Origin of the sequence: Streptomyces sp. NPDC088923, from assembly GCF_044749745.1 — a bacterium.
Lineage (GTDB): Bacteria > Actinomycetota > Actinomycetes > Streptomycetales > Streptomycetaceae > Streptomyces.
In genome coordinates, this window is sequence record NZ_JBIVIO010000001.1 from 187,025 (window position 1) to 208,656 (window position 21,632).

Consider the following 21,632-nt stretch of genomic DNA (forward strand, 5'->3'; position numbering starts at 1 on the left):
ATACTCCGGGCGGGTGTGTTTCAGGGGCAGTCGGGGTTTATCCGGAGACCGTCACGCGTGCGGGCGAATAGTGCCTCGTGGGCTGGTTTTACGGCTGTCACCTGGGCAATTCTGGATACACGACGTCGCACGGTTCACTCCGGAACGGCCGACAACCGGTCTGGCGTCAAGAAGAGTTGACGGCTTCCCCGCCCCGCCGCGAGCGGACCGGGGCGGTCGCCTACCGCACCGGGCATCCCGGTCAGTGGAGGAAAGACATGGCAAGCATCCGTACCGCCCGCGCCCTCGCCGACATTGCCGCGCTGCCGCTCGCCGCCGCTGTTCACCGGCGTCGCCCAGGCGGACAACGGAGCCGTCGCGAGTAACGGGTCGAACGCGGCCGTGTCGACGATCGGCACCTCCGGCGTCTGCGGCGACGACTTCGGCAACGCGTCCACGACTCAGCAGCAGCGCGTGGGCGCCGGCGCCTCGAACCAGAGCAATCCAGCCCAGGCAGAGGGTTCCGCCTTCACGGCCGTCGGCCAGCACGACTCCAATCCGGCCGCCGACCACACCGACCCCTGGTAGTCGCGAGGACGTGGGACCGCAACGGGGTACGGCCGAGGTGAACGCCCACCGGGAGCGAGTCCGGGCGGGGTGCGAGCCCCGAGACGGGTCGATGACCCGGAGCGAGGGGGGAGGGCTCGCACGGAGAGCCTGGATGTTGCGTGAGTCCTTGAGGCAGTACGAGGACGCCTGACCGGCACGGCGCGCGGGGGCACGCCGCTGGCTCGCGACGGACGAAGAACAGTGGAATGGCGCGCACCGCGCCGGGGGACGACAACGGCCCGAGGGGGAGAGGGGCCCGCAGGGGGAGACATGGGATTTCAGGGGGCGGAGACCCGAACACCGCGCTGGTACCGGAAGTGGACGGCACGGGGAAACGACAACTCCGGGGAACCGGAAAGAGCTTCGTACGGGGCGGCGAGGGGCGCCTCGTACGAGGAAACGATCACCACCGACGACACGCGGACCGCCACACCGGGGATCGCCACAGCGGGAACCGCCGCACCGTCGACCGCCACACCGGGGAACGGCGGTCCGGCCGGTAGGAGGCTCCGGTCGACTGGCCGGGGCACGGCTGGAGCCACCCTGCGGGGGGTGGCGGTGGGCGCCGCCGTGAGCGGTGCGGGTGGGGCGGGGCGGACGGTCGAGGGCGGCGCGCGTGCGGTGGCGCCGGCTGCCGACGGCGGCGAGCGTGCCGTGAGGCGGACGGCTCGCGGTGGCGTGTCCAACGCGGCGCGGACTGCTCGGGGCGGCCTGTCCGGTGCCGTGCGGTGGGCGTGGGACGGGCACGGTGGCAGGGCGCGTGCCGCCGGAGCGAGGAAGGCGGCCGACGTTCCTCGCGCGCCTGTCGAGGTGGCTGAGACCGGCCCGCGCGCGGGCGCTCGGGCGGTGGGCGGCGGGCAGAAGGGGGAGTGGGCCCGAGGTGGGGTGTGTCCGCCGGGTGGGAGGGGCGGGGGGCGCCTTGACTCGGGGGATGCGTATGCGACGACTCGCGGGATCGGTCCCGCTTCGGCTGAGCGTCCTGAGTTCCGCTCTCCTTCTCCTCTCCGGTGCGCTCTCTCCCGCCTTCGGCGCGGACGGGCCCTCGTGGTCGGCGCGCGGGGTCGCGACCTTCACGGGCCGCGCCTTCGACACGTGCGCCGCGCCGCCCCTCGCGACGATGCGGGCGTGGGGGACCTCGCCGTACCGGGCGGTGGGCGTGTACGCGGGCGGGCGGGCACGCGCCTGCCCGCAACCGGAACTGAGCGCGGGCTGGTTGCGGGAGGTGCGGGGCCTGGGCTGGTCGGTGCTGCCGCTCTACGTCGGCTCGCAGGCGCCTTGCGTGCAGGCCGCGAACAAGAAGGAGTACCGCCTGGGCGAGGACCCGGAGGGCACCGGGACGAAGGAGGGGCGCGACGCGGTAGGGGCCGCGCGGGCGCTGGGGATCGCGCCGCGCAGCCCGCTGTACCTGGACGTGGAGGCGTACGACGAGCGGCGGACGGAGTGTGCACGGGCGGTGCTCTCCTTCGTGCGCGCCTGGGACCGGGCGGTCACCGCGGAAGGATACGTACCGGGGTTCTACAGCAGCGCGGATTCCGGGGTGGCGCAGTTGGAGCGGGAGCGGCGGGCCGGAACGGCGGACCTGCCGGAGGTGATGTGGTTCGCGCACTGGACGGGACGGGCCTCGCTCGACGCGCCGGAGGTGCTGGCGCCACAGGCGTGGACACCCCAGCGGCGCATCCACCAGTACGAGGGGAACGTGACGGAGACGTACGGCGGGCGGGCGCTGTCGATCGACCGGAACCAGGTGGACGCGCCGGTCGCGAGCCTCGGCTGAGCCGTCTCCCGGCTCGGTCCACGGGGTGGGGGCGGGGCTCAACCCGGAGGGGTGCGGGGTGCGTCCTCCCCCTTCAGGAGGTGGTGCGGACCCCCCGGCCTACTCCCCAGGGGGGACGGGCGGTCGGGACCTACGGGCGATCCCCGACACGTTCCGCGCTTCTAGCGTGGGGGATATGACTGTGACCGAGGTCCCCAGGCGCCTTGCCGCGCCGGCCGCCGCACCGACCGCTCCGGCGCGAACCGCTTCGCGGTCCTCGCGGGCGTCCGTGCCCGCGTCCGCGGGCCCCCGGCCGTCCGCGGCCCCGGCCACCTCCGCACCCCCGCGAGGCCCGTCCACGCCCCGACCGTCCCGCACCACCGCGGACCGCGACCGCGCCGCAGCCCGCACGATCGCGGAGCACGCGGCGACGGCCCGCAGGACGGAGTCCCGTAGGACCGAGTCACGTAGGACGGAGGCCCGTACGGCCCCGGACCCGGCCGCCGCGCCTCAGCCCCGCGTCGCGCGCACCCGCTCCCGCGCCCGCTCCCCACGCACCGCCCCCGCTCTCTCCCTCACCTTCGAGTCCTACGTGCGGGCCCGGGGGGCGGGGCTGTTGCGGACCGCGCGCTCGCTGACACCGAATCCGTACGACGCGGAGGACCTGCTCCAGACCGCGCTGACGAAGACGTACACCGCATGGGAGCGGATCGAGGACCACGGCGCAGTGGATGGGTACGTGCGCCGGGCACTCGTCAACACGCGGACCTCGCAGTGGCGCAAGCGGCGCGTCGACGAGTACTCGTGCGCGGAGCTTCCCGAGCCCGAGCCGGTGCCCGTGACCGATCCGGCGGAGGCGCAGGCGGTGCGCGACGCGATGTGGCACGCGGTGCTCAGGCTGCCGGCGCGGCAGCGGGCGATGGTCACGCTGCGGTACTACGAGGACCTGAGCGAGGCCCAGACGGCGGAGGTGCTCGGCGTCTCCGTGGGGACGGTCAAGAGCGCCGTCTCGCGCGCCCTCGCCAAACTCCGAGAGGACCGCGAACTAGTCCTGATCCGCTGAGCCCCGACCTCCCGGCCGTGCCGACCTCCCGGCCGTGCCGCCCGCCCGGCCGTGACGCTTGCCCGGCCCGTGACGCTTGCCCGGCCCGTGACGCTCGGCCGGCCCGTGCCGCTTGCCCGCTGCGGCGCTCGCCCGGCCAGTGACGCTCGCCCGCTGGGCCGCTCGCCCGCTGGGCCGCTCGCCCGCTGGGCCGCTCGGCCGGGCCTGGGCCGCTCGTCGGCCTGTACCGCTCGGCCGGCCCGTTCGCCCGGCCCGTGCCGCGCGCCCCGGCCCGAGCCGCTCGGCGGCCTGTGCCGCTTGCCCGCTGGGTCGCTTTCCCGCTGGATTGTTCGGCTGGCCTGTGCCGCTCGCCCGGCCCGTGCCACCCGTCCGCTGTGCCGCTCGCCCGGCCCGTCTGCGGCCCCGTGCCACCCGTCCGCTGGGTCGCCCCCGCGACGCCGCCTGGCCCGCGACGCCGCTTGGCCCGCGACGCCGCTTGGCCCGCGACGCCGCCTGGCCCGCGACCCCCCTCGCGGCTTCCGGCTCTCGCGCCCTGGAAACCCGCATCCCGCTCGGGCGTCTGGCGGCGGTGTTCGTCCCGAGCGGCGCGCTCCGCCCCGGCGGCTCGCGGTGTTCGTCCCGAGCGGCGCGCTCCGCCCCGGCTGCTGCTCGCCGTCTCAGTGTCCGTACCTGCGCTCGGGCTCGGCCTGTGCGCCTGCTCAGGAGGTCCGCTACCGAGCGCCGCTTGCTTCCTCCTCGTGGTCACTTCCGCCTCGCGCTCGCTTCTCGCCTCACTGCGCCCGCGCCCGGCTCGCTCATTGCCTGGCGCTCGTCGGCACGCACCGAGCTCCGCGCTCCGCCCACCCGGCCCTCCTTGCCGCGCCCGCAAGCGCCCCGCCCCCCGCACCCCGCGCCACCGCCAGCCCCCGCGCCCAACCCCCGCGCCACCGCGAGCCCCCGCCCCCGGCACCACGAGCCCCCCCGCACCACCACGAGACCCCACCCCCCGCACCCACCGCGAGAGCCCACCCTCCACCCCCCCGTCTTCGCGTGTGCCGTGAATCCATCGGCTGCCGCTAGTGACATACCGCGTGGTATGTGCGCAGAATCGGGCCACGACCCCCACGGGCCGCCACATCCCCCCACGAACCGTTGAGACGACAGAGCCGTTGCCTACAGGCGCGTAGCGCCCATCGGGAGGACGCCGTGCTGAGCACGATGCAAGAGACCCCGCTTCTGATCAGCAGGATTCTGGAGCACGGGCGGAGGATTCACGGGCGTTCGACCGTGACGACGTGGACCGGCGAGGCCGAGCCGCACCGCCGCGGCTTCGCGGAGATCGGCGACCGCGCCGCTCAGCTCGCCCACGCGCTGCGCGAGGAACTCGGCGTCACCCGCGAGAGCGTCGTGGGAACGCTCATGTGGAACAACGCCGAGCACGTGGAGGCGTATCTCGCGCTCCCGTCCATGGGCGCCGTCCTGCACACCCTCAACCTTCGCCTGCCCGCCTCGCAGCTCGCCTGGATCATCCGGCACGCCGAGGACGAGGTGATCATCGCGAACGGCACGGTGCTGCCGCTTCTGGCGCCGCTGTTGCCGGGGCTGCCGAAGGTGGAGCACGTCGTGGTGTCCGGCGCGGGCGACCGCTCGGTGCTCGACGGGGCCGGAGTGCGCGTCCACGAGTACGAGGAGCTGCTCGCGGGCCGTCCGACCACGTACGACTGGCCGGAACTCGACGAACGCGAGGCCGCCGCGCTCTGCTACACCTCCGGCACGACGGGCGACCCCAAGGGCGTGCTCTACTCGCACCGTTCGGTCTACCTGCACTCGATGCAGGTCAACATGACGCAGTCGATGGGCCTCACCGACCGCGATACGAGTCTGGTGGTCGTCCCGCAATTTCATGTCAATGCGTGGGGTTTGCCCCATGCGACCTTCATGACCGGCGTCAACATGCTCATGCCGGACCGCTTCCTCCAGCCCGCGCCGCTCGCCGAGATGATCGAGACCGAGCGCCCCACGCACGCGGCCGCGGTGCCGACGATCTGGCAGGGGCTGCTCGCCGAGCTGACGGCGAAGCCGCGCGACGTCAGCTCGCTCGGGCAGGTGACGATCGGTGGTTCGGCGTGCCCGCCCGCGCTCATGGAGGCGTTCGACCGGCTCGGGATGCGGGTCTGTCACGCCTGGGGCATGACCGAGACCTCGCCGCTCGGCACCGTGGCGCGCCCCCCGGCCACCGCCGAAACGCCGGAGGAGGAGTGGCGCTACCGGCTCACACAGGGCCGTTTCCCCGCCGGGGTCGAACCGCGGCTCATCGGCCCGAACGGCGACGTACTGCCGTGGGACGGGGAATCGGCCGGTGAGCTGGAGGTGCGCGGCTCGTGGATCGCCGGCGCGTACTTCGGCGGTACGGGCGAGGAGCCGGTACGGCCCGAGGACAAGTTCAGCCCGGACGGCTGGCTGCGCACCGGCGACGTCGGCGTCATCTCGGAGGACGGCTTCCTCACCCTCACCGATCGCGCCAAGGACGTCGTGAAGTCCGGTGGCGAGTGGATCTCCAGCGTGGCGCTGGAGAACGAGATCATGGCGCATCCGGACGTCGCCGAGGCGGCGGTCATCGCGGTGCCGGACGAGAAGTGGGGCGAGCGCCCGCTCGCGACGGTCGTCCTCAAGGAGGGTGCCGCGGCGGGCCCGGCCGAGCTGCGCGCCTTCCTCGCGGAGCGGGTCGCGAAGTGGCAGCTCCCCGAGCGTTGGACGGTGATCGACGCGGTGCCGAAGACGAGCGTCGGCAAGTTCGACAAGAAGGTGCTGCGGGCGCGGTACGCGGAGGACGGGCTCGACGTCACGGTTCTGTGAGGTACGGCGGCACGGCGGTACGGGGCGGGAGCGGCCGGTCACGCGGCAGGACCGCGTAAGGGTGAGGGCCGCGTACGGGTGAGGCCGCGTACGGGTGAGGCCGCGTACGGCACGAGGCGCCCCTGCGCCCCCACCCCCCCGGTGCCGCAGCTCACGCCCCATTGGTCCGGCCATTTCCCCGGTGTGACATAGATTGGAGATCTCACGTCGGTTCCTGTCGGGGAGGTGCGCATGGCCGCGGAATGGCGACCGGTGCGGCAGGCGCGTACCCATGAACTGGTCCTGGAGAGCATCGAGGAACAGGTGCTCGCCGGGCAGCTCAAGGCGGGCGACCGGCTGCCCCCGGAACGCGAACTCGCCCCGGCGCTCGGCGTCTCGCGCTCCGCGCTGCGGGAAGCGCTGCGGGTCCTGGAGACGATCGGCGTGCTCGTCGCCCACGCGGGGCGCGGCGCCGACGCCGGCGCCAGGATCGTACGGAACCCCGACGACGCCCTCGGCCGCCTGCTCCGTCTCCACTTCGGCCTCGGCAGTTACCGCCTGGAGGACGTTCTGGAGGCTCGCGTGGTCCTGGAGCGGTCGAGCTTCGAGGCGGCCGCGCGGCAGGGGACGCCGGAGGACCTCGACGAGGCCGCCGACATGCTCGCCCGGCTGCGCGCACCCGGCATCGAACCGGCCGAGTTCAACGAACTGGACACGGCCTTCCACGTCGCCATAGCGCGATCCTCCGGCAACCGGCTCGTCTCCACGCTCACCGCCGCTGTGCGCGAGTCCGTCCGCCCTCTCATCCTGCGTGCCCTCGAAGCGGCCGAGGACTGGACCGCCACCGCCGCGGCCCTGAACGCGGAGCACGCCGAACTGCTCCGCCTCGTCCTCGCGGGCGAGGCGACGGCCGCGGCCGACCTCGCCGAACGCCACATCCGCGGCTTCCACGGCACGCTGGTGAAGAACGAACCGGGCGAGCCGGTGGACGACACGGACGGCGAGCCGTAAACGACGGTTTCACGTGAAACATGGAGGAGACCCACGATTCCGGAGGTCTCCTCCATGTTTCACGTGAAACAACGCCGGCCGCCGCTACCTCACGGCAGCATCCACGACAGCACGGACGTGGACTGGAGATAGACCAGTACACACAGCGCGAGCAGCATCGCGAGGCTGTACTTGGCGACCTTGCGGAGCAGGATGCGTTCGCTGCCCGGTTCCTCGACCGCCGTCGCGGCGATCGTGAGGTTCTGCGGGCTGACGAGCTTGCCGACCACGCCGCCGGAGGAGTTGGCGCCGACGAGGAGCGTCGGGTCGATGCCCGCCTTGTGGCCCGCCGTCTGCTGGAGTGTCGCGAAGAGCGCGTTGGCGGAGGTGTCCGAGCCGGTGACGGCAGTGCCGAGCCAGCCGAGGATCGGCGAGAGGAAGGCGAAGGCGCCGCCCGCCGCCGCGAGCCACGTACCAATCGCGACCGTCTGGCCCGACTGGTTCATGACGTAGCTGAGCATCAGGACGGTCGCTACCGTGGCGATCGCGCCGCGCATGTTGACGACCGTGCGCCCGGCGGTGAGCACGCTGAGCTTCGCCGACATGGGGTACTCGTCCTTGTCCTTGACCAGGCTGTAGACGATCGTCACGAGGATGCCCGAGATGATCAGCAGCGTGCCCGGGTTGGAGAGCACTTCGAGCGAGTAGATCGGGCTCGTCGAGGGCTTGCCGTCCGAGGTGAGGATCTCGCCGTAGAGTCCCGGCCACTCCCACTTGATGTTCGCGACGCTCAGGATGTCGGGCATGTCCAGCCCGCCGACGTTGATCTTGGCGATCGCGAAGACCGCGATGACGAGGACGTACGGGAGCACGGCGAGCGTCACGCGGCGCGCGGGCAGCCGCTCCGCCTCGACCTGGGAGCGCTGGTCGTCCGGCGTGCGCGGCTTCCACCAGCGCAGCATCAGCACGCCCGCGGCGAAGCCGGCGAGGGAGGCGACGACGTCGGTGAGTTCGTAGGCGAAGTGCGCCGAGCACCAGTACTGGGCGACGGCGAAGACGAGGCCGACGACGACCGCGACGGGCCAGAGCTGACGGAGTCCGCGCCGGCCGTCGACGAGGGTGAGGAGCAGCAGCGGCACGAAGAGCGCGAGGAGCGGGCTCTGCCGTCCGATGACGGCGGCGATGTCCTCCGGCGGGATGCCGGTGAGGTTCCCGGCCGTCGTGACCGGGATCGCCATGGCGCCGAAGGCGACGGGAGCGGTGTTCGCGACGAGCACGGTGATCGCGGACTTGAGCTTGGGCAGACCGAGCGCCATGAGCATCGCCGCGGTGATGGCGACAGGTGCGCCGAAACCGGCGAGCGCTTCGAGCAGACCGCCGAAGCAGAAGGCGATGAGCATCGCCTGGATACGGAGGTCCCCGCGCCCGACCGCGTTGAAGCAGCGCCGCAGGTCCTCGAACCGGCCGCTGACGACGGTCAGTTCGTAGAACCAGATGGCCGCGACCACGATGAGCATGATCGGGAAGAGGCCGTTGAGCAGGCCCTGGCTCGCGGAGAGCAGACCCAGTTGGACGGGCATGCCCATACCGAGGATGCCGACGAGCAGCGCGGTGACGAGGGCCCCGAGGGCCGCCTGGAGGGCGGAGCGGCGCACGACCATGAGGAGCACGAAGAAGACCGCGAGCGGGACGAGCCCGAGCAGCGCGGTCCCGGCGAGGTTGCCGCCGATGGCGTGCACGTCCGGGGTGTACGAGGCCAGGGAGAGGCCGGAGGTCGCGGTACCCGGTGCCGGGAGGCCGGGCACGGCCGGTTCCGGGGCCGGGGCACCGAGGACGGGCCCGGCGCCCGTGGCCGCGAGGGCCGTCAGCAGGGAGGCCACAGGATGCTCCTCATCGAGTCTGTGCGCCGCCGCTCCCGCCAGACCGCCCGGTCGGCATCTGGGGACCGGGCCGCCGCCGTTCGGGCAGGCGGGAGCCGGTCGCTCGCGCGTCATGGGGGACGGGGCGTCGGATGTGGCTGAAGGTGAACTACCGAGTAGTAGCGCACTCTCTGAAGTCTCATGTCAATAAGGTCCGACCAAAGTGTTGTCGACCACTCATTGTCTCCGCCTGTGGCTTCTCTCTGCCTTTTAGGGTTCTACGGCGGTATGGTCGGACCGTAAATCGTTCATACTGCCCACGTACGGCACCGCCCGGGTACGGGCCGCGTACGGGAAGGTCCTCATGCGCATCGGACTCTTCGCCACCTGCCTCGGCGACACGATGTTCCCCGACGCCGTCTCCGCGACGGCCGTGCTGCTCACCCGGCTCGGCCACGAGGTCGTCTTCCCGCCCGGGCAGACCTGCTGCGGGCAGATGCACGTCAACACCGGCTACCAGCGCGAACCGGTCCCCCTCGTGCGCAACTTCGCCGAACAGTTCGGCGACTCCTCGCTCGACGCCGTCGTGATGCCCTCCGGCTCCTGCGTCGGCTCCGTGCGCCACCAGCACGAGCTCGTCGCCGAGCGCTACGGCGACGCCGCGCTGCGCCAGGGCGTCGCGACCGTCAAGGCGAAGACGTACGAACTCTCCGAGCTGCTCGTCGACGTGCTCGGCGTGACCGAGGTCGGCGCCTGGTTCCCCTACCGCGTCACGTACCACCCCACCTGCCACTCGCTGCGGATGCTGCGCGTAGGAGAGAAGCCGCTGAAGCTCCTGCGCGCCGTCGAGGACCTGGACCTCGTCGAACTGCCCGAGGCCGACTCCTGCTGCGGTTTCGGCGGCACCTTCGCGGTCAAGAACGCGGACACCTCCTCGGCGATGCTCGCGGACAAGGTCGGCAACGTCACCGGGACGGGCGCCGACGTCTGCACGGCGGGCGACTCCTCCTGCCTCCTGCACATCGGCGGCGGCCTCTCCCGCGTCCGGGCCGGTACGCGCACCCTCCACCTCGCGCAGATCCTCGCCTCGACCCGTACGACCCCGTACGTCCTGCCGGGCGTCCCGGCCACCGCGAGCGCGACCCCCGCCGGCGCCCGCGCCACCACCCCGGAGGTGACCCGATGAGCACGACGTTCCTCGGCCTGCCCAGCGCCCCGCCCCGCGCCCCCTACGGCGCGGGCAACCTGCGCGGCGACAAGAAGTTCCCGAAGGCCGCGCACACCGAACTCCAGAACACCCAGCTGCGGGGCAACCTCCGCAACGCGACCCACACGATCCGCGCCAAGCGACTCGCGGTCACCGCCGAACTCCCCGACTGGGAGCGACTGCGCGACGCGGGCGCCGCGATCAAGTCGGACACCCTCAACCGCCTCCCGGAACTCCTCGAAGAGCTGGAGGAGCGGGTCACCGCGCGCGGCGGCACCGTCCACTGGGCGCGCGACGCCGTCGAGGCGAACGAGATCGTCACCCGCCTCGTGCGCGCCAAGGGCAGCGAGGAGGTGATCAAGGTCAAGTCGATGGCCACGCAGGAGATCGGGCTCAACGAGCACCTGGAGGCCGAGGGCATCACCGCCCACGAGACCGACCTCGCCGAGCTGATCGTCCAGCTCGCCCACGACAAGCCCTCGCACATCCTCGTCCCCGCGATCCACCGCAACCGCGAGGAGATCCGCGAGATCTTCCTCAAGGAGATTCCCGGTGTCGACCCGGAGCTGACCTCCGTCCCCGCCGAACTCGCCGCCGCCGCGCGCGCCTACCTGCGCGAGAAGTTCATGACGACGAAGGTCGCCGTCTCCGGCGCCAACTTCGGCATCGCCGAGACCGGCACGCTCGCCGTCGTCGAGTCCGAGGGCAACGGCCGCATGTGCCTGACGCTGCCCGAGACGCTCATCACCGTCATGGGCATCGAGAAGGTCCTCCCCAGCCACCAGGACCTGGAGGTCTTCTTCCAGCTCCTGCCACGCTCCTCGACCGGCGAGCGCATGAACCCGTACACCTCGCTGTGGACCGGCGTCAGCGAGGACGACGGGCCGCAGGAGTTCCACCTCGTGCTCCTCGACAACGGCCGGACCGCCGCGCTCGCGGACAAGATCGGCCGCGAGGCGCTGCACTGCATCCGCTGCTCGGCCTGCCTCAACGTCTGCCCCGTCTACGAGCGCGCGGGCGGCCACGCCTACGGATCGACCTATCCGGGCCCGATCGGCGCCGTCCTCACCCCGCAGCTCGCGGGCATGGACGCGGCCAAGGACGACCCGAACGCCTCGCTGCCGTACGCGTCGAGCCTGTGCGGCGCTTGCTTCGACGCCTGTCCCGTGAAGATCGACATCCCCTCGCTGCTCGTCGAACTGCGCCACCAGAAGACCGAACAGGCGGGCACGACGGCGGAATCGCTCGCGATGAAGGCGGCGGCGGCCGTCATGGCCCGCCCCGGCCTCTACACGAGCGCCCAACGCGCCGCCGGGCTCGGGCGCGTCCTCGCCGGCCGCGACGAGAAGATCAAGCACTTCCCGCCGCCGTTCGACGGCTGGAGCGACAGCCGCGACACCCCCGCCCCGCCCAAGCGCAGCTTCCGCCGCTGGCTCGACTCGCCGGAGGGCCGCGAGGCGCTGAGCGCGGCGAAGGCGGAGGGCGAGGCGTCCCGTACGGCGGCCGAGGCGGCCGGTGCGTCCGCCCGCGCCGACACCGAAACCCACCACGACCACGGCGACCAGGACAAGGGCGAGAAGGCATGAGCGAGACCACCACCGCCCGTACGGGCACCGCGCGCGAGACCGTCCTCTCCCGCGTCCGGGACGCCCTCGCCCTCGCGCCGAAGGACCCGGTGACCGTCCCCCGCGCCTACCGCACGGGCCGTACGCTCCCGGACGACGAGCGGCTCGCCCTCCTGACGGACCGGCTCCTCGACTACAAGGCATACGTGCACCCCTGCACCGCCGCCGGGACGGCCGCGACCGTCGCCGAAGTGCTCCGTAGCCGCGGTGCCCGCCTTGTCGGCGTCCCCGCCGGGCTCGACCGCGCCTGGCTCGCGGACTTCGAGGGGGAGGCGCGCACCGACAGCCCGGACGTGCCCGCGCCCGCGCTCGGCGGACTCGACGGCGTCCTGACCGCGTCGGCCGTGACCTGCGCCGAGACCGGCACGATCTTCCTCGACGGCAGCGCCGACCAGGGCCGCCGCGCTCTGAGCCTCGTCCCCGACCTGCACGTGTGCGTCGTGAACCTCTCGACCGTCACCGTCGGGGTCCCCGAGGCGATCGCGCGCCTCGTCCCCGGCCGTCCCACCACTCTCATCAGCGGCCCCTCCGCCACCTCGGACATCGAACTCGAACGCGTCGAGGGCGTGCACGGACCGCGCACACTCGACGTCGTCGTTCGCACAGACGTCTGAGATCGGTCCGGAGTGCCGGAAAGGGGCGAATCCGGTGCGGATTCGCCCCTTTCGTGTGAGTGCGCGGGCGGAGGGTTGACGCAAGGCCGGGCGGGAGCGCGTTCCGCCGGGCGCGGACTCGTTTCCGCACCCGTACCGAATCGCCTTAGTTCGTCCCGATCTTCGCCAGCAGATCCACGATCCTCGTCTGCACTTCCTCGCTCGTCGAGCGTTCCGCGAGGAAGAGGACCGCCTCGCCGGTCGCGAGGCCCGCCAGTTCGCCCGGGCCCATGCCCGGCGCCGTGTAGACGACGAGCGGGGTGCGGTTGAGCTGGCCGTTCGCGCGCAGCCAGTCGATGATCCCGGCGCGGCGCCTGCGGACCTGCATGAGGTCGAGGACGACGAGGTTCGGCGGCACCTGGCTCGCGGCGGCGACCGCCTGCGCGTCGTCGGCGGCCCGCGTCACCTGCATCGCGCGCCGTTCGAGCGCGGCCGTCAGCGCGCCCGCCAGTTCCTCGCGCTCCTCGACGAGGAGGACGCGCGGCGGGTGCTGCTCGCTGTCGCGCGGAGCGAGCGCCTTGAGCAGCACGGCCGGATCGGCGCCGTACGCCGCCTCGCGCGCCGCCGCCCCGAGCCCCGCCGTCACGAGGACGGGCACCTCCGCCGCGACGGCCGCCTGCCGCAGCGACTGGAGCGCCGTGCGCGTGATCGGACCGGTGAGCGGGTCGACGAAGAGCGCGGCCGGGAAGGCGGCGATCTGCGCGTCCACCTCGTCGCGCGAGGAGACGACGACAGGACGGTAGCCCCGGTCGCTCAGCGCGGCCTGCGTCGAGGCGTCGGGCGCGGGCCACACGAGCAGCCGTCGCGGGTTGTCGAGCGGCTCGGGCGGCAGTTCGTCGTCCTGCGGACGCGGCGCGGGCCGGTTCGCGACCTCGACGGCCCCGTTCGGCCCGTCGAGCGGCTCGGGCCCCTCGGCCCCCGCGTCCGGCGCCCCGATCGCGTACGAGCGCCCGTGCTCCTGCCCGGCGAGGCGCTGCGGCGCCGCAGCGGCCGCGGGCGTGGGCGCCTCGACGGGGCGCGGCGGTACGGGCTGCGCCGGCCCGCTCTGCGCCGGCACGGTGTGAGCGGGCGCGGTGTGCGGCGGTACGGGGGGCAGCGGGGGCGCCGCGAGCGGCGGGTGCGGCGCGGAGGCGGCGGAGGCCGGGTGCGGGCGCGCCCCGGTGCCCTCCTGGTCGCCGCTGTGCGGCGCGGGCCGCGCGGCACCCGCCGTACCCGTACCGGTCGTCGTCGTTCCCGTCGTCGCCTCGCGGTCCTGCGGCGTCGCGAGCTTGCGCCGCCTGCCGGAACCGCTGGACCCGGTGCCGTGCGCGGGCGTGCCCGGCGCCGTGCCGGGCGCGGGCTGGCCCTGACGCCGCGCGAGCCGCGCCTGGCGCAACTGCTGCGCCGCCTGCGCGGGCAACTGCCCCGCCGCCGGGTGCGGCCCGTTGATGCCCTCGTCGAAGGGCACCCCCGCGCCGAGCGTGCGCACGCTGAACGCCCGCCCGCTCCGCGTCGTCGCACCCTGGTGAGGCTCCTCGTGTCCCGCCATCGGCTCCTCGGCTGGCAGCGGCTGGGAGAGCGTCTTCGGTGATTCGGCGGGCGTGGCGTCGGGCGAGGCGTCGGCCGACTCCACGGGCGGGGCGGCAGCGGGATCGGCCGCCGGGCCAGCGACCGGAGCGGTCATCGGGTCGGCGGGCGGGTTGGCGGCACCGCCGAGTGGCTGCCCGGCTCCCACCGCGTTCGTCGTGGGCCCCTGCGCGGCGGCGGGCCCGGCCTCCGGCCGCGCCACGGGCGGGGCGACGGGCTGCGCCACCGGCTGCGGCGGCGCGGCGATCGGCGGTTGCATCACGCCGTGCGCACCCCCCGGCACGGCGGGCGACGGGGCTTCGGACACGACTTCGGCCGCGTCCCAGCCGAGAACGGCCGCGGGCTGCGGCAGGGGAGCCGGAAGGGCGGGGACGGGTACGGGCGTCGGCGCCGCGGCCTCCGCGTCACCCGCCGCCGGTGGCAGCGCGAACGGCATGCGGGGCCCGGTCTCCGCCGCGACCGCCGCCTCCTCGGCGGCCCGCGCCGCCGCACGTCGCGCCCTGCGCCCCTGCGGAGCCCCGGTGGTCTCGGCGGGAGCCGCCTCGACAGCGAGCGGCTGCGCGCTCCCCGCCTCGGGCCCGGCCGCGAGCGGCAGCGCGGGAGCGAGCGCCGACTGCGCGGCCCCGACCCGTACCGGCATCCCGCCCGGGGGCACGCTCACCGGGCCGAGCGAGGCGGAGGCCGCGGCGGTCCCCGCGGCGTGCTCGGCCGCGGTCACGACCGCGCCGTGCGGCAAGGTGTGCCCCCTGCCGTCGGCGGCCCCACCGGGACCAGCGACCGCGAGGGCCGCGCCGGGAGAGCCCGACGTCCCCGCGGGCAGCGCGAACGGCGAGCCGCCCCCGGCACCGGACCGCACCTCACCGGGAGCCGGAAGCGCGACCGCCCCCGCGGCCCCGCCGGCCGTGTCCTCGGCGTCCGGGCCGGCCGCGCTCTCGGGCGACGGCCTCCGCCGCCGCCCGGTCGGCCGTGCCTTCGCCGCCTCGACGTCGCTCTCCAGGAAGGCGTCCACGGAGGAACGACGCGCCCGCCGCCGCCCGTGCCCGCTCGTCGTGCTGTCGGGGTCGCCCGTGCCCTCGGCCGCTCCCGTACCGGCACCGCCCCCGTCCGTACCGTCGTCCGCGCCCGCTTCGGCCCCCGGCGCGAGCGGTGCCGCCACCGCCACCGCGCCCGCGCCCTCGCCGAGCGGCACGTCGAGTACGTACGTCGCGCCGCCCATGCCCGGAACCGTGTGCGACTGGAGGACGCCGCCGTGCGCGCGCACGATGCCCGTGACGATCGGCCCGTGCACCGGGTCGCCGCCCGGGTAGGGGCCGCGCACCTCGATCCGTACGGCGTCACCGCGCTGCGCCGCCGCTACCACGATCGTGGAGTCCACCCAGCCCGTGTTGACGAGCCCCTGGCGCGCGTTGCCCGTCGCGTCGATGCCCGCCACGTCGGCGACGAGGTGCGCGAGCGCCGTCGCGAGCCGCTCCGGGTCGACCTGCGCCTCGATCGGCGGCGCGTGCACCGCGAACTGCGCGCGTCCGGGGCCGATCAGCTCGACCGCCCCGTCGACGCCCGCCTGGACGACCGCGTCGAGCATGACGTTGCGGCGGTGCAGCGTGTCCGTGCCGACGTCGAGCCGTTGATAACTGAGCACGTTGTCGACCAGCGTGGTCATCCGCGAATAACCAGCGGTCAGATGGTGCAGGATCTGGTTCGCTTCCGGCCACAACTGACCGGCCGGATCGGCCGCGAGCGTCCCCAGTTCGCGCCGCAGTTCGTCGAGCGGCCCGCGCAAAGAGGTCTCCAGAACGGCAAGAAGTTGCTCGTGCCGGGCGGCAAGCGCCTCGAAACGGTCCTTCTCGCGCTCGGCGAGCGCCGCGTACCGGTCCTGCGCCTGCGCGACGGCCTCCTCGTGCCGCGCGTCGAGCTCGGCGATCCGCGCCTCGTAGCCCTCGGTCAGCTCCGCGACCTCGGCGGCGTGGCTCTCGCGCAGCCCCGCCACCTCGTTCGTGTGGCTCTCGCGCGTCTCCGCGCTCTCCGCCGCGTGCCGCTCGACCAGCTCCTCGTAGGCGCGCCGGTCGGTGAAGGTCATGACGGCGCCGACGAGTTGATCGCCGTCGCGCACGGGTGCCGTCGTGAGGTCGACGGGGACCTTCTCGCCCTTCTTGTTCCACAGCACCTGCCCGCGCACGCGGTGCTTGCGCCCGGAGCGGAGCGTGTCGGCGAGCGGCGACTCGGCGTACGGGAAGGGGGTGCCGTCGGCGCGCGAGTGCAGCACGAGCGGGTGCAGTTCGCGTCCGCCGAGGTCGCTCGCGCGGTGCCCGAGGATCTGCGCCGCCGCCGGGTTGACGAGGACGACGTGGCCCTCGGTGTCCGTACCGACGACGCCTTCGGCCGCCGCGCGCAGGATCATCTCCGTCTGGCGCTGCGAACGGGCGAGTTCGGCCTCGGTATCGACAGTCCCGGTCAGATCGCGAATCACGATCATCAGCAACTCGTCGCCGGAATAGCGCGAAGCGTCCTCGTACGGACCCGAATACGCCCCCGGGGACTGCGCCTCCGGGTTGATGCTCGCGCTCGTGACCTCGACGGGGAACTCGCCGCCGTCCGTGCGCCGCGCGATCATCCGCAGCGGCTTCGTACGGCCGCGCTCGTCCTGCGCGTCGGGGCGGCGCATCGAGCCCGGGATGAGCCGGGAGTCGAACTGCGGGAGGAGATCGAGCAGTCCGCGTCCGACGAGCGCCGTACCCGGGGACTCCAGAGCCTGGAGAGCGATGGTGTTCGCGTTGACGACCGTGCCGTTCGTGTTGACGAGCACGAGGGCGTCGGGGAGGGAATCGAGTATGGCTGCGAGGCGAGCAGTGCCCCGGGATGGCCTGCTGCTCACGACGAACGTTCCTCCCTGCCGTTCCACGAGGACCGCACCCGCGGCTCCCCGCCCTGCCCTCCCGGACCGTCCCGCCGGCGGCCCGCCTGGGCCATCGTGCCGCGCGGTCCGCGACGTGTCACGCCTGGGAGTCTACGGGCAGCCGCGCTCGCTCGTACGAGGGAGCCGCGGGCGGTCGTACGAGGAAGTCGTGAGCATCCCGCGCGGAAGCGGCGACGGGCGACGCGGAAGCGGTGGTGGGCGGCGCGGAAGCGGTGTCGGGCCGCGCCAAGGCTGTGTCGGGTCGCGGGCGGGAGCTTCGCGGCGCGGGGCCGTGCGGGTCAGGTCACGGGTGGGGACGTGCGCTGAGCCGCGTGTGGGGGCCGGGCGCCGGGCCGCGCGTGGCGCACGGTTCTAGGCGGCGCTCGTCCCCGGACCGCCCTGCGCGGGCAGTAGCGGTACGAGCCGGTCCCAGCGCGCGATCTCGCACCCGTTGGCCCGTGTGAACGTGGTGTCGACGGGCCGCCCCGCCCACTCCCCGCGGACATGCGCGGTGCGCGGTCCCCCGTACTGCATCGTGCAGATCGCGTCAGGCGGTACGGGCGCGAAGGTGTCGCGCCCCCACACGGTCACCTCGTCGAGCCGCGCGCAGGCCGCCCCGGCGTCGGGATGGTCGCCCCCGGTGGGGTGGCAGCGAAGCTCGTACCGCGTGACGGACCCGCCGTCCTCCTTCACTTCCACGAGAAGCCGGTCGCCCCCGACCGGCCCGGGCGCGGAGACGGCGGCGGCCGGCCCGGCCCAGGCGCCGAGCCCGAGGAGGCAGCCGGCGAGGAGCAGGGCGGTACGGGGAGCGGGCGGACGGAAGACGGACATGAACCCTCGCTCGGCGCGGCGCGCGGCACGGTGGCCCCGTTCCGCATCAGGGTGCACAACGGGAGAGGGAGGGCGGAGGACACGCGCCCCGCGGGGAGCGGTCGAACGAAACACGCGCCCCTCGGGAGGGCGGTCGAACAGAACACGCGCCCCTGCGGAGGCCGGTCGAACGAGAGCCGAAAGCTCTTTGCCCCACCCCTTGCCGCCTAGTACCGTGGGTGCCGATTGGTGGCAGCCCGCACGGCTGTGTCATCATCTCCACGCACCCGCAGGCGCTTGCTCGCAGGCAGGTGTGGCTTTTGGAGGCGTCGCCTAGTCCGGTCTATGGCGCCGCACTGCTAATGCGGTTTGGGGCTTACCCCCCATCGAGGGTTCAAATCCCTCCGCCTCCGCAGCACCCGCAGGGCCCCGCTCGTCCCCAGGACGACGGGGCCCTGCGGCGTTCCCGGCACGGGAGCGGGGTGTCCAAGAAGGCGGCTCCGGGCCTGCTCCGAGGCCCTGATCCGGCGCTCGCGGGCGACCACCGAAAACAGCCGTACGCCCAGCTCAGGCCGGGCGCGCGATACGGATTTCGCGTCCGGCCGACCTTCATGTAATGTTGTTCTCGCAAGGCAGCCGGGGGACAAAAACCCGGGAGCTGAGCACAAGCACTCGTAGCTTAACGGATAGAGCATCTGACTACGGATCAGAAGGTTGCAGGTTCGAATCCTGCCGAGTGCACACAGGTCGAAGCCCCTCCCGGTTCATCCGGGAGGGGCTTTGTCGTGCCGTACAGCAACGAAGTACAGCAACCGCTCAGCCGGTACCGCCCATCGCGTCGGACAGCTTGCCGAGTGCGGCCCGCACGTCTTCGTCACTTGCCTCCGCGTAGACCTCCATCGTCATGGCGATCTGCGAGTGCCGAAGGATGCGCTGAGCGATCTTCGGGTGCACGCCGAGAACAACCAGCAGCGCCGCGACCGTGTGCCGCGTGTTTCGCAGCGGGATGACCCGGACGCCGGCGCGAAGTGCTCGGAGGGCGAACATGCGGGTGAGGTTGCCCGGCTCGATCGGGGTGCCGTATTTCGTGGTGAAGACGAGGCCGACTGTGTCTTGCCAGAGATCACCTGCGGCCTTCTGGTCTCCGAGCTGCTGAGCCCGACGCATCCTGAGCGCTTTGAGGCACAGGGCGGGCAGCGGCATGAAGTCGTCCGACTCCTCCGTCTTGGTCTGGCGGTGCAGGATCTGACGTTGGGCCCGCTGGATCTGGTGATCCACATAGATTTCACCCGCCTCGAAATCAACCGACTTCCAGGTCAGACCCAGCACTTCCCCTCGACGCAGGCCGAGGCAGAGCACGAGCACCCAGGCCGCGAACAGGTGATCTCCACGAGCGGCGCAGTCGGCCAAGAAGCGGCCCGCCTCGGTCACGGACCAAGGCTTGATCCTCTTGCGCCGGGGCTTGGGAACCTTGACCAGGGAGGCCACGTTCTTGTTGATCTCCTCCTCGGTCACAGCGTGGGTGAGGGCCGCTCGAAGGGCGTCACGGGCCGCCTGCACAACCCGCTTCGACGGGTGAGTCTCGCAGCAGTCGCCCACGGCGCAGCATCGCTGAGCTGAGGGTTGACGCTTCGCATCCTTGCCCTGCGCGCAGCACTGGCAACTACCGGCAAGCTTGTTGATCCACTCGCGAACGTCCCGGACTGTGAGCCTGTCGAGCCGCTTCTGTCCGAGGTGCGGGTTGATGTACAGCCGCACTGAGCCCTCGTACGACACGTACGTCAACGGCGCCAGATTCGGCTTGACGATCTCGTCCAGCCAGTACGCCAGGAAGGCGGAGAGCGTACGGTGCCTCGTGGCCACGGGGCCCTTCTTCGCGTCCGCGTGCAGCTTGATCCACTTGTCGTGGACCTCTTCGCGGGTCTTGCCGTAGACGTACTTGCGGGCGCGCTTGCCGTCCGGTTTGGTGACCCAGACGTAGGCGGCGTGGCCGTTCCTGTACGGGTAGATCGAGCCTTCACCGTTGCCGCGCTTGCCGCTCATGCGGACCACTCCTCGGCGGCCTCAGCGCAGCGGCTGACGTACTCGTCCACCCAGGCCGGGAGGATGCGGCGGTTGCGCCCGATCTTCACCGAGCGGATCTCTCCGGTGAGCACGAGCATTTTGGTCTTGGACAGGCCGAAGCCGAGCATCTCGGCAACCTCGGCGGTGGTGTGCCACTTGCGCTGGATCACGACAGCGGTCATGCCATGTCCCCTTCCTCGTGGGCGAGTTGGGCGAGTTCTTCGCGGGCGGTTTCGCGGTTGGTGTGGATCTCGTGGGCGATGCGGGCGGCGAGCCAGGATTCGCCGGGGGTGTGGCCGTGGCCGGCGTAGGCCCAGTGGGCGACGGTGAGGGTGGTGGCTTCGGCGTCGTCGGGGTCGGGCAGGCCGAGGGCTTCGCGTTGCTGGGCGGCGCGGTAGTCGGCGCGGGTCTGGCGCAGGGCGCCGAGGGTGGTGGAGTAGCGGCGGGACTTGGTGGAGAAGTGGCCGCGGAAGCCGAGCATGTGGGCCCAGTCGCGGAGCTTGAAGTCCGGGTAGAGGGGGTGCAGGTCGAGGCAGGCGGCGATGAGGCGGGCGGGGTGCTCGGGTACGCCGAGGAGGTCGAGGGCGTCTTTGCTGCCGATGCGGCGGTCCACGGTGCCGGTGGTCTCGGCGGCTTTGGTGGCGTACTTGGCGACGTAGGAGGCCACGGCCTGTTCGGTGAGGTCTTCGCCGGCGCCGAAGGCGACGATGGGGCGCACGTCGAGCTGCGTGCCCCAGCGCAGGGTGCGGGCGGGCTGGTCACCGGCGGCGGGGACATCGACGGCCGCCCGGGTGGCGGCGGCCCGGAAGGCGTCTTCGAGGAGATCGAGGGTGGCCCACGGCGGGGGCGGGGTGTCGGGTCCTTCGGGGCCGTCGAGGCGTACGACGGCGTGGAAGTGGATGGCGCCGCGTTTCTGGTACTCGGCGACCTTCCCGTACGACACCCGGAGCTGTGCTTTGAGGTCGGTTTGGGTGAGGCCGGCGCGCTTGGCGAGTTCGCGCGGCAGGTAGATCGTGAGGTAGCGCCAGAGCTGTCCGGCGTGGTTGTTCCACAGGACGGCACCGGCGTAGTCGTAGGTGTCCGCGTCGAGCGGGGTGCCGAGTTCGGGGGCGTCGTCGGGGTGGGTGGTGCCGCAGCGGCAGCGGCCGGTGCGGGGGCGGTTGTGGACGGGGCCGAAGCTGGGAGCGGTGAGGGTGATGAAGGCGCGGGGGTGGTCGCGCACGGTGTGCGGGGTGCCTTTGTCGGGGTCGCCGGTGAGGCCGGCGCGGATCAGGTGGTACGTGTCGGCGCTGTAGGTGCGGGCGCAGGAGGGGCAGCGCGAGGCGCGGCGGTTGCCGCAGGCGACGCGGAGCACGGCGCCGGGTTCGTGGTCGGTGGTGTAGGCGTGGAGGACCTGGCGAGTGGCGGCGTCGAGGGTCTTGGTGCCGCCGGCGAGTCGGATCGGGTCGGCGCAGCCGCCGGTGCGGCGCGTCTGGTCCTGCCAGCGGTCGAAGCCGGGGGCCCCGGCCACCCTGCACACGTCGGTGAGGATGGCCGGGGTCAGGCCCGCCGCTGTGAGGGCGGGGTGGGTCACGCCTTGCCCCCCTCGTCCTTCGGGGTGTGGGCGTCGATCCACTCCTCGGCGCAGATCTTGTGGACGGGCTTGCCCCGGTCGGAACGCAGAGGGGTCGGCTTCGTGCAGATCACGCAGGGCTTGTCGCCGTTGTGGTCGTAGTGCTCGGGCGAGCGCCAGTCGAGGAAGGCCATG

At 73.0% G+C, this 21,632-nt stretch carries 14 protein-coding genes, 2 tRNA genes and 1 pseudogene; 10 read left to right on the forward strand and 7 right to left on the reverse strand.

The window, feature by feature from the left end; all coding sequences use genetic code 11:
* Positions 1-257 precede the first annotated feature (257 nt).
* The 5 genes and pseudogenes from ACIP4O_RS00925 to ACIP4O_RS00945 all read left to right on the forward strand — a co-directional run bounded on the left by ACIP4O_RS00925 (position 258) and on the right by ACIP4O_RS00945 (position 7,229).
* Positions 258-567 (forward strand): annotated as a pseudogene (locus ACIP4O_RS00925) (hypothetical protein).
* Positions 568-1,525: 958 nt separating this feature from the next.
* The gene (locus tag ACIP4O_RS00930; protein ID WP_401573750.1) at positions 1,526-2,362 is read left to right on the forward strand and encodes a glycoside hydrolase domain-containing protein; all 837 of its coding nucleotides are present in this window, start codon (positions 1,526-1,528) and stop codon (positions 2,360-2,362) included.
* Positions 2,363-2,753: 391 nt separating this feature from the next.
* On the forward strand, positions 2,754-3,404 hold the full coding sequence (locus tag ACIP4O_RS00935; protein WP_401573752.1) for a SigE family RNA polymerase sigma factor: 651 nt from the start codon (positions 2,754-2,756) through the stop codon (positions 3,402-3,404).
* 1,185 nt (positions 3,405-4,589) lie between these two features.
* Positions 4,590-6,239, forward strand: coding sequence for a long-chain fatty acid--CoA ligase (locus tag ACIP4O_RS00940; RefSeq protein WP_401569933.1), 1,650 nt, complete (start codon positions 4,590-4,592; stop codon positions 6,237-6,239).
* A 231-nt stretch (positions 6,240-6,470) separates the two neighbouring features.
* Positions 6,471-7,229: a FadR/GntR family transcriptional regulator gene (locus ACIP4O_RS00945; RefSeq protein WP_401569935.1), complete on the forward strand. Its 759-nt coding sequence runs from the start codon at positions 6,471-6,473 to the stop codon at positions 7,227-7,229.
* Positions 7,230-7,318: 89 nt separating this feature from the next.
* Here the strand turns inward: ACIP4O_RS00945 and ACIP4O_RS00950 are convergent, their stop codons facing one another.
* Positions 7,319-9,088, reverse strand: a complete 1,770-nt coding sequence (locus tag ACIP4O_RS00950; protein WP_401569938.1) for an L-lactate permease — start codon at positions 9,086-9,088, stop codon at positions 7,319-7,321.
* Between the two features lie 343 nt (positions 9,089-9,431).
* Between ACIP4O_RS00950 and ACIP4O_RS00955 the strand changes: the two genes are divergently transcribed.
* Genes ACIP4O_RS00955 through ACIP4O_RS00965 form a run of 3 tightly spaced genes read left to right on the forward strand, consistent with a single transcriptional unit; the run spans position 9,432 to position 12,513 of the window.
* Positions 9,432-10,253, forward strand: a complete 822-nt coding sequence (locus ACIP4O_RS00955) for a (Fe-S)-binding protein (protein ID WP_401569940.1) — start codon at positions 9,432-9,434, stop codon at positions 10,251-10,253.
* Entirely contained in the window at positions 10,250-11,860 is a 1,611-nt protein-coding gene (locus ACIP4O_RS00960) for a LutB/LldF family L-lactate oxidation iron-sulfur protein (RefSeq protein ID WP_401569943.1), read from the forward strand. Before ACIP4O_RS00955 ends, ACIP4O_RS00960 begins: the two co-directional genes overlap by 4 nt.
* Positions 11,857-12,513, forward strand: coding sequence for a lactate utilization protein C (locus ACIP4O_RS00965; RefSeq protein WP_401569946.1), 657 nt, complete (start codon positions 11,857-11,859; stop codon positions 12,511-12,513). Before ACIP4O_RS00960 ends, ACIP4O_RS00965 begins: the two co-directional genes overlap by 4 nt.
* A 145-nt stretch (positions 12,514-12,658) precedes the next feature.
* On the opposite strand, the gene ACIP4O_RS00970 is transcribed toward ACIP4O_RS00965, so the two are convergent.
* Together ACIP4O_RS00970 and ACIP4O_RS00975 are read right to left on the reverse strand one after the other, a co-directional pair.
* Positions 12,659-16,990 carry a PAS domain-containing protein gene (locus ACIP4O_RS00970; protein ID WP_401569949.1) on the reverse strand — a complete coding sequence of 1,444 codons (4,332 nt, stop codon included), beginning with the start codon at positions 16,988-16,990 and terminating at the stop codon, positions 12,659-12,661.
* Between the two features lie 393 nt (positions 16,991-17,383).
* Positions 17,384-17,842, reverse strand: coding sequence for an SSI family serine proteinase inhibitor (locus ACIP4O_RS00975; protein WP_401569952.1), 459 nt, complete (start codon positions 17,840-17,842; stop codon positions 17,384-17,386).
* 301 nt (positions 17,843-18,143) lie between these two features.
* Between ACIP4O_RS00975 and ACIP4O_RS00980 the strand changes: the two genes are divergently transcribed.
* Positions 18,144-18,234: transfer RNA gene (locus ACIP4O_RS00980), tRNA-Ser, on the forward strand.
* Between the two features lie 255 nt (positions 18,235-18,489).
* Positions 18,490-18,562 (forward strand) — tRNA-Arg (locus ACIP4O_RS00985).
* Between the two features lie 75 nt (positions 18,563-18,637).
* Here the strand turns inward: ACIP4O_RS00985 and xerC are convergent.
* Genes xerC through ACIP4O_RS01005 form a run of 4 tightly spaced genes read right to left on the reverse strand, consistent with a single transcriptional unit; the run spans position 18,638 to position 21,631 of the window.
* Positions 18,638-19,864, reverse strand: coding sequence for a tyrosine recombinase XerC (gene xerC / locus ACIP4O_RS00990; protein ID WP_401569955.1), 1,227 nt, complete (start codon positions 19,862-19,864; stop codon positions 18,638-18,640).
* Positions 19,861-20,067, reverse strand: a complete 207-nt coding sequence (locus tag ACIP4O_RS00995; RefSeq protein WP_401569958.1) for an excisionase family DNA-binding protein — start codon at positions 20,065-20,067, stop codon at positions 19,861-19,863. Before ACIP4O_RS00995 ends, xerC begins: the two co-directional genes overlap by 4 nt.
* Positions 20,064-21,458, reverse strand: coding sequence for a replication initiator protein RepSA (gene repSA / locus ACIP4O_RS01000; protein ID WP_401569960.1), 1,395 nt, complete (start codon positions 21,456-21,458; stop codon positions 20,064-20,066). Before repSA ends, ACIP4O_RS00995 begins: the two co-directional genes overlap by 4 nt.
* A complete protein-coding gene (locus ACIP4O_RS01005; RefSeq protein ID WP_401569962.1) occupies positions 21,455-21,631 on the reverse strand; it encodes a hypothetical protein in 177 nt (58 codons plus the stop codon). The genes repSA and ACIP4O_RS01005 overlap by 4 nt, the downstream gene beginning before the upstream one ends.
* Between the last annotated feature and the right edge of the window lies 1 nt (position 21,632).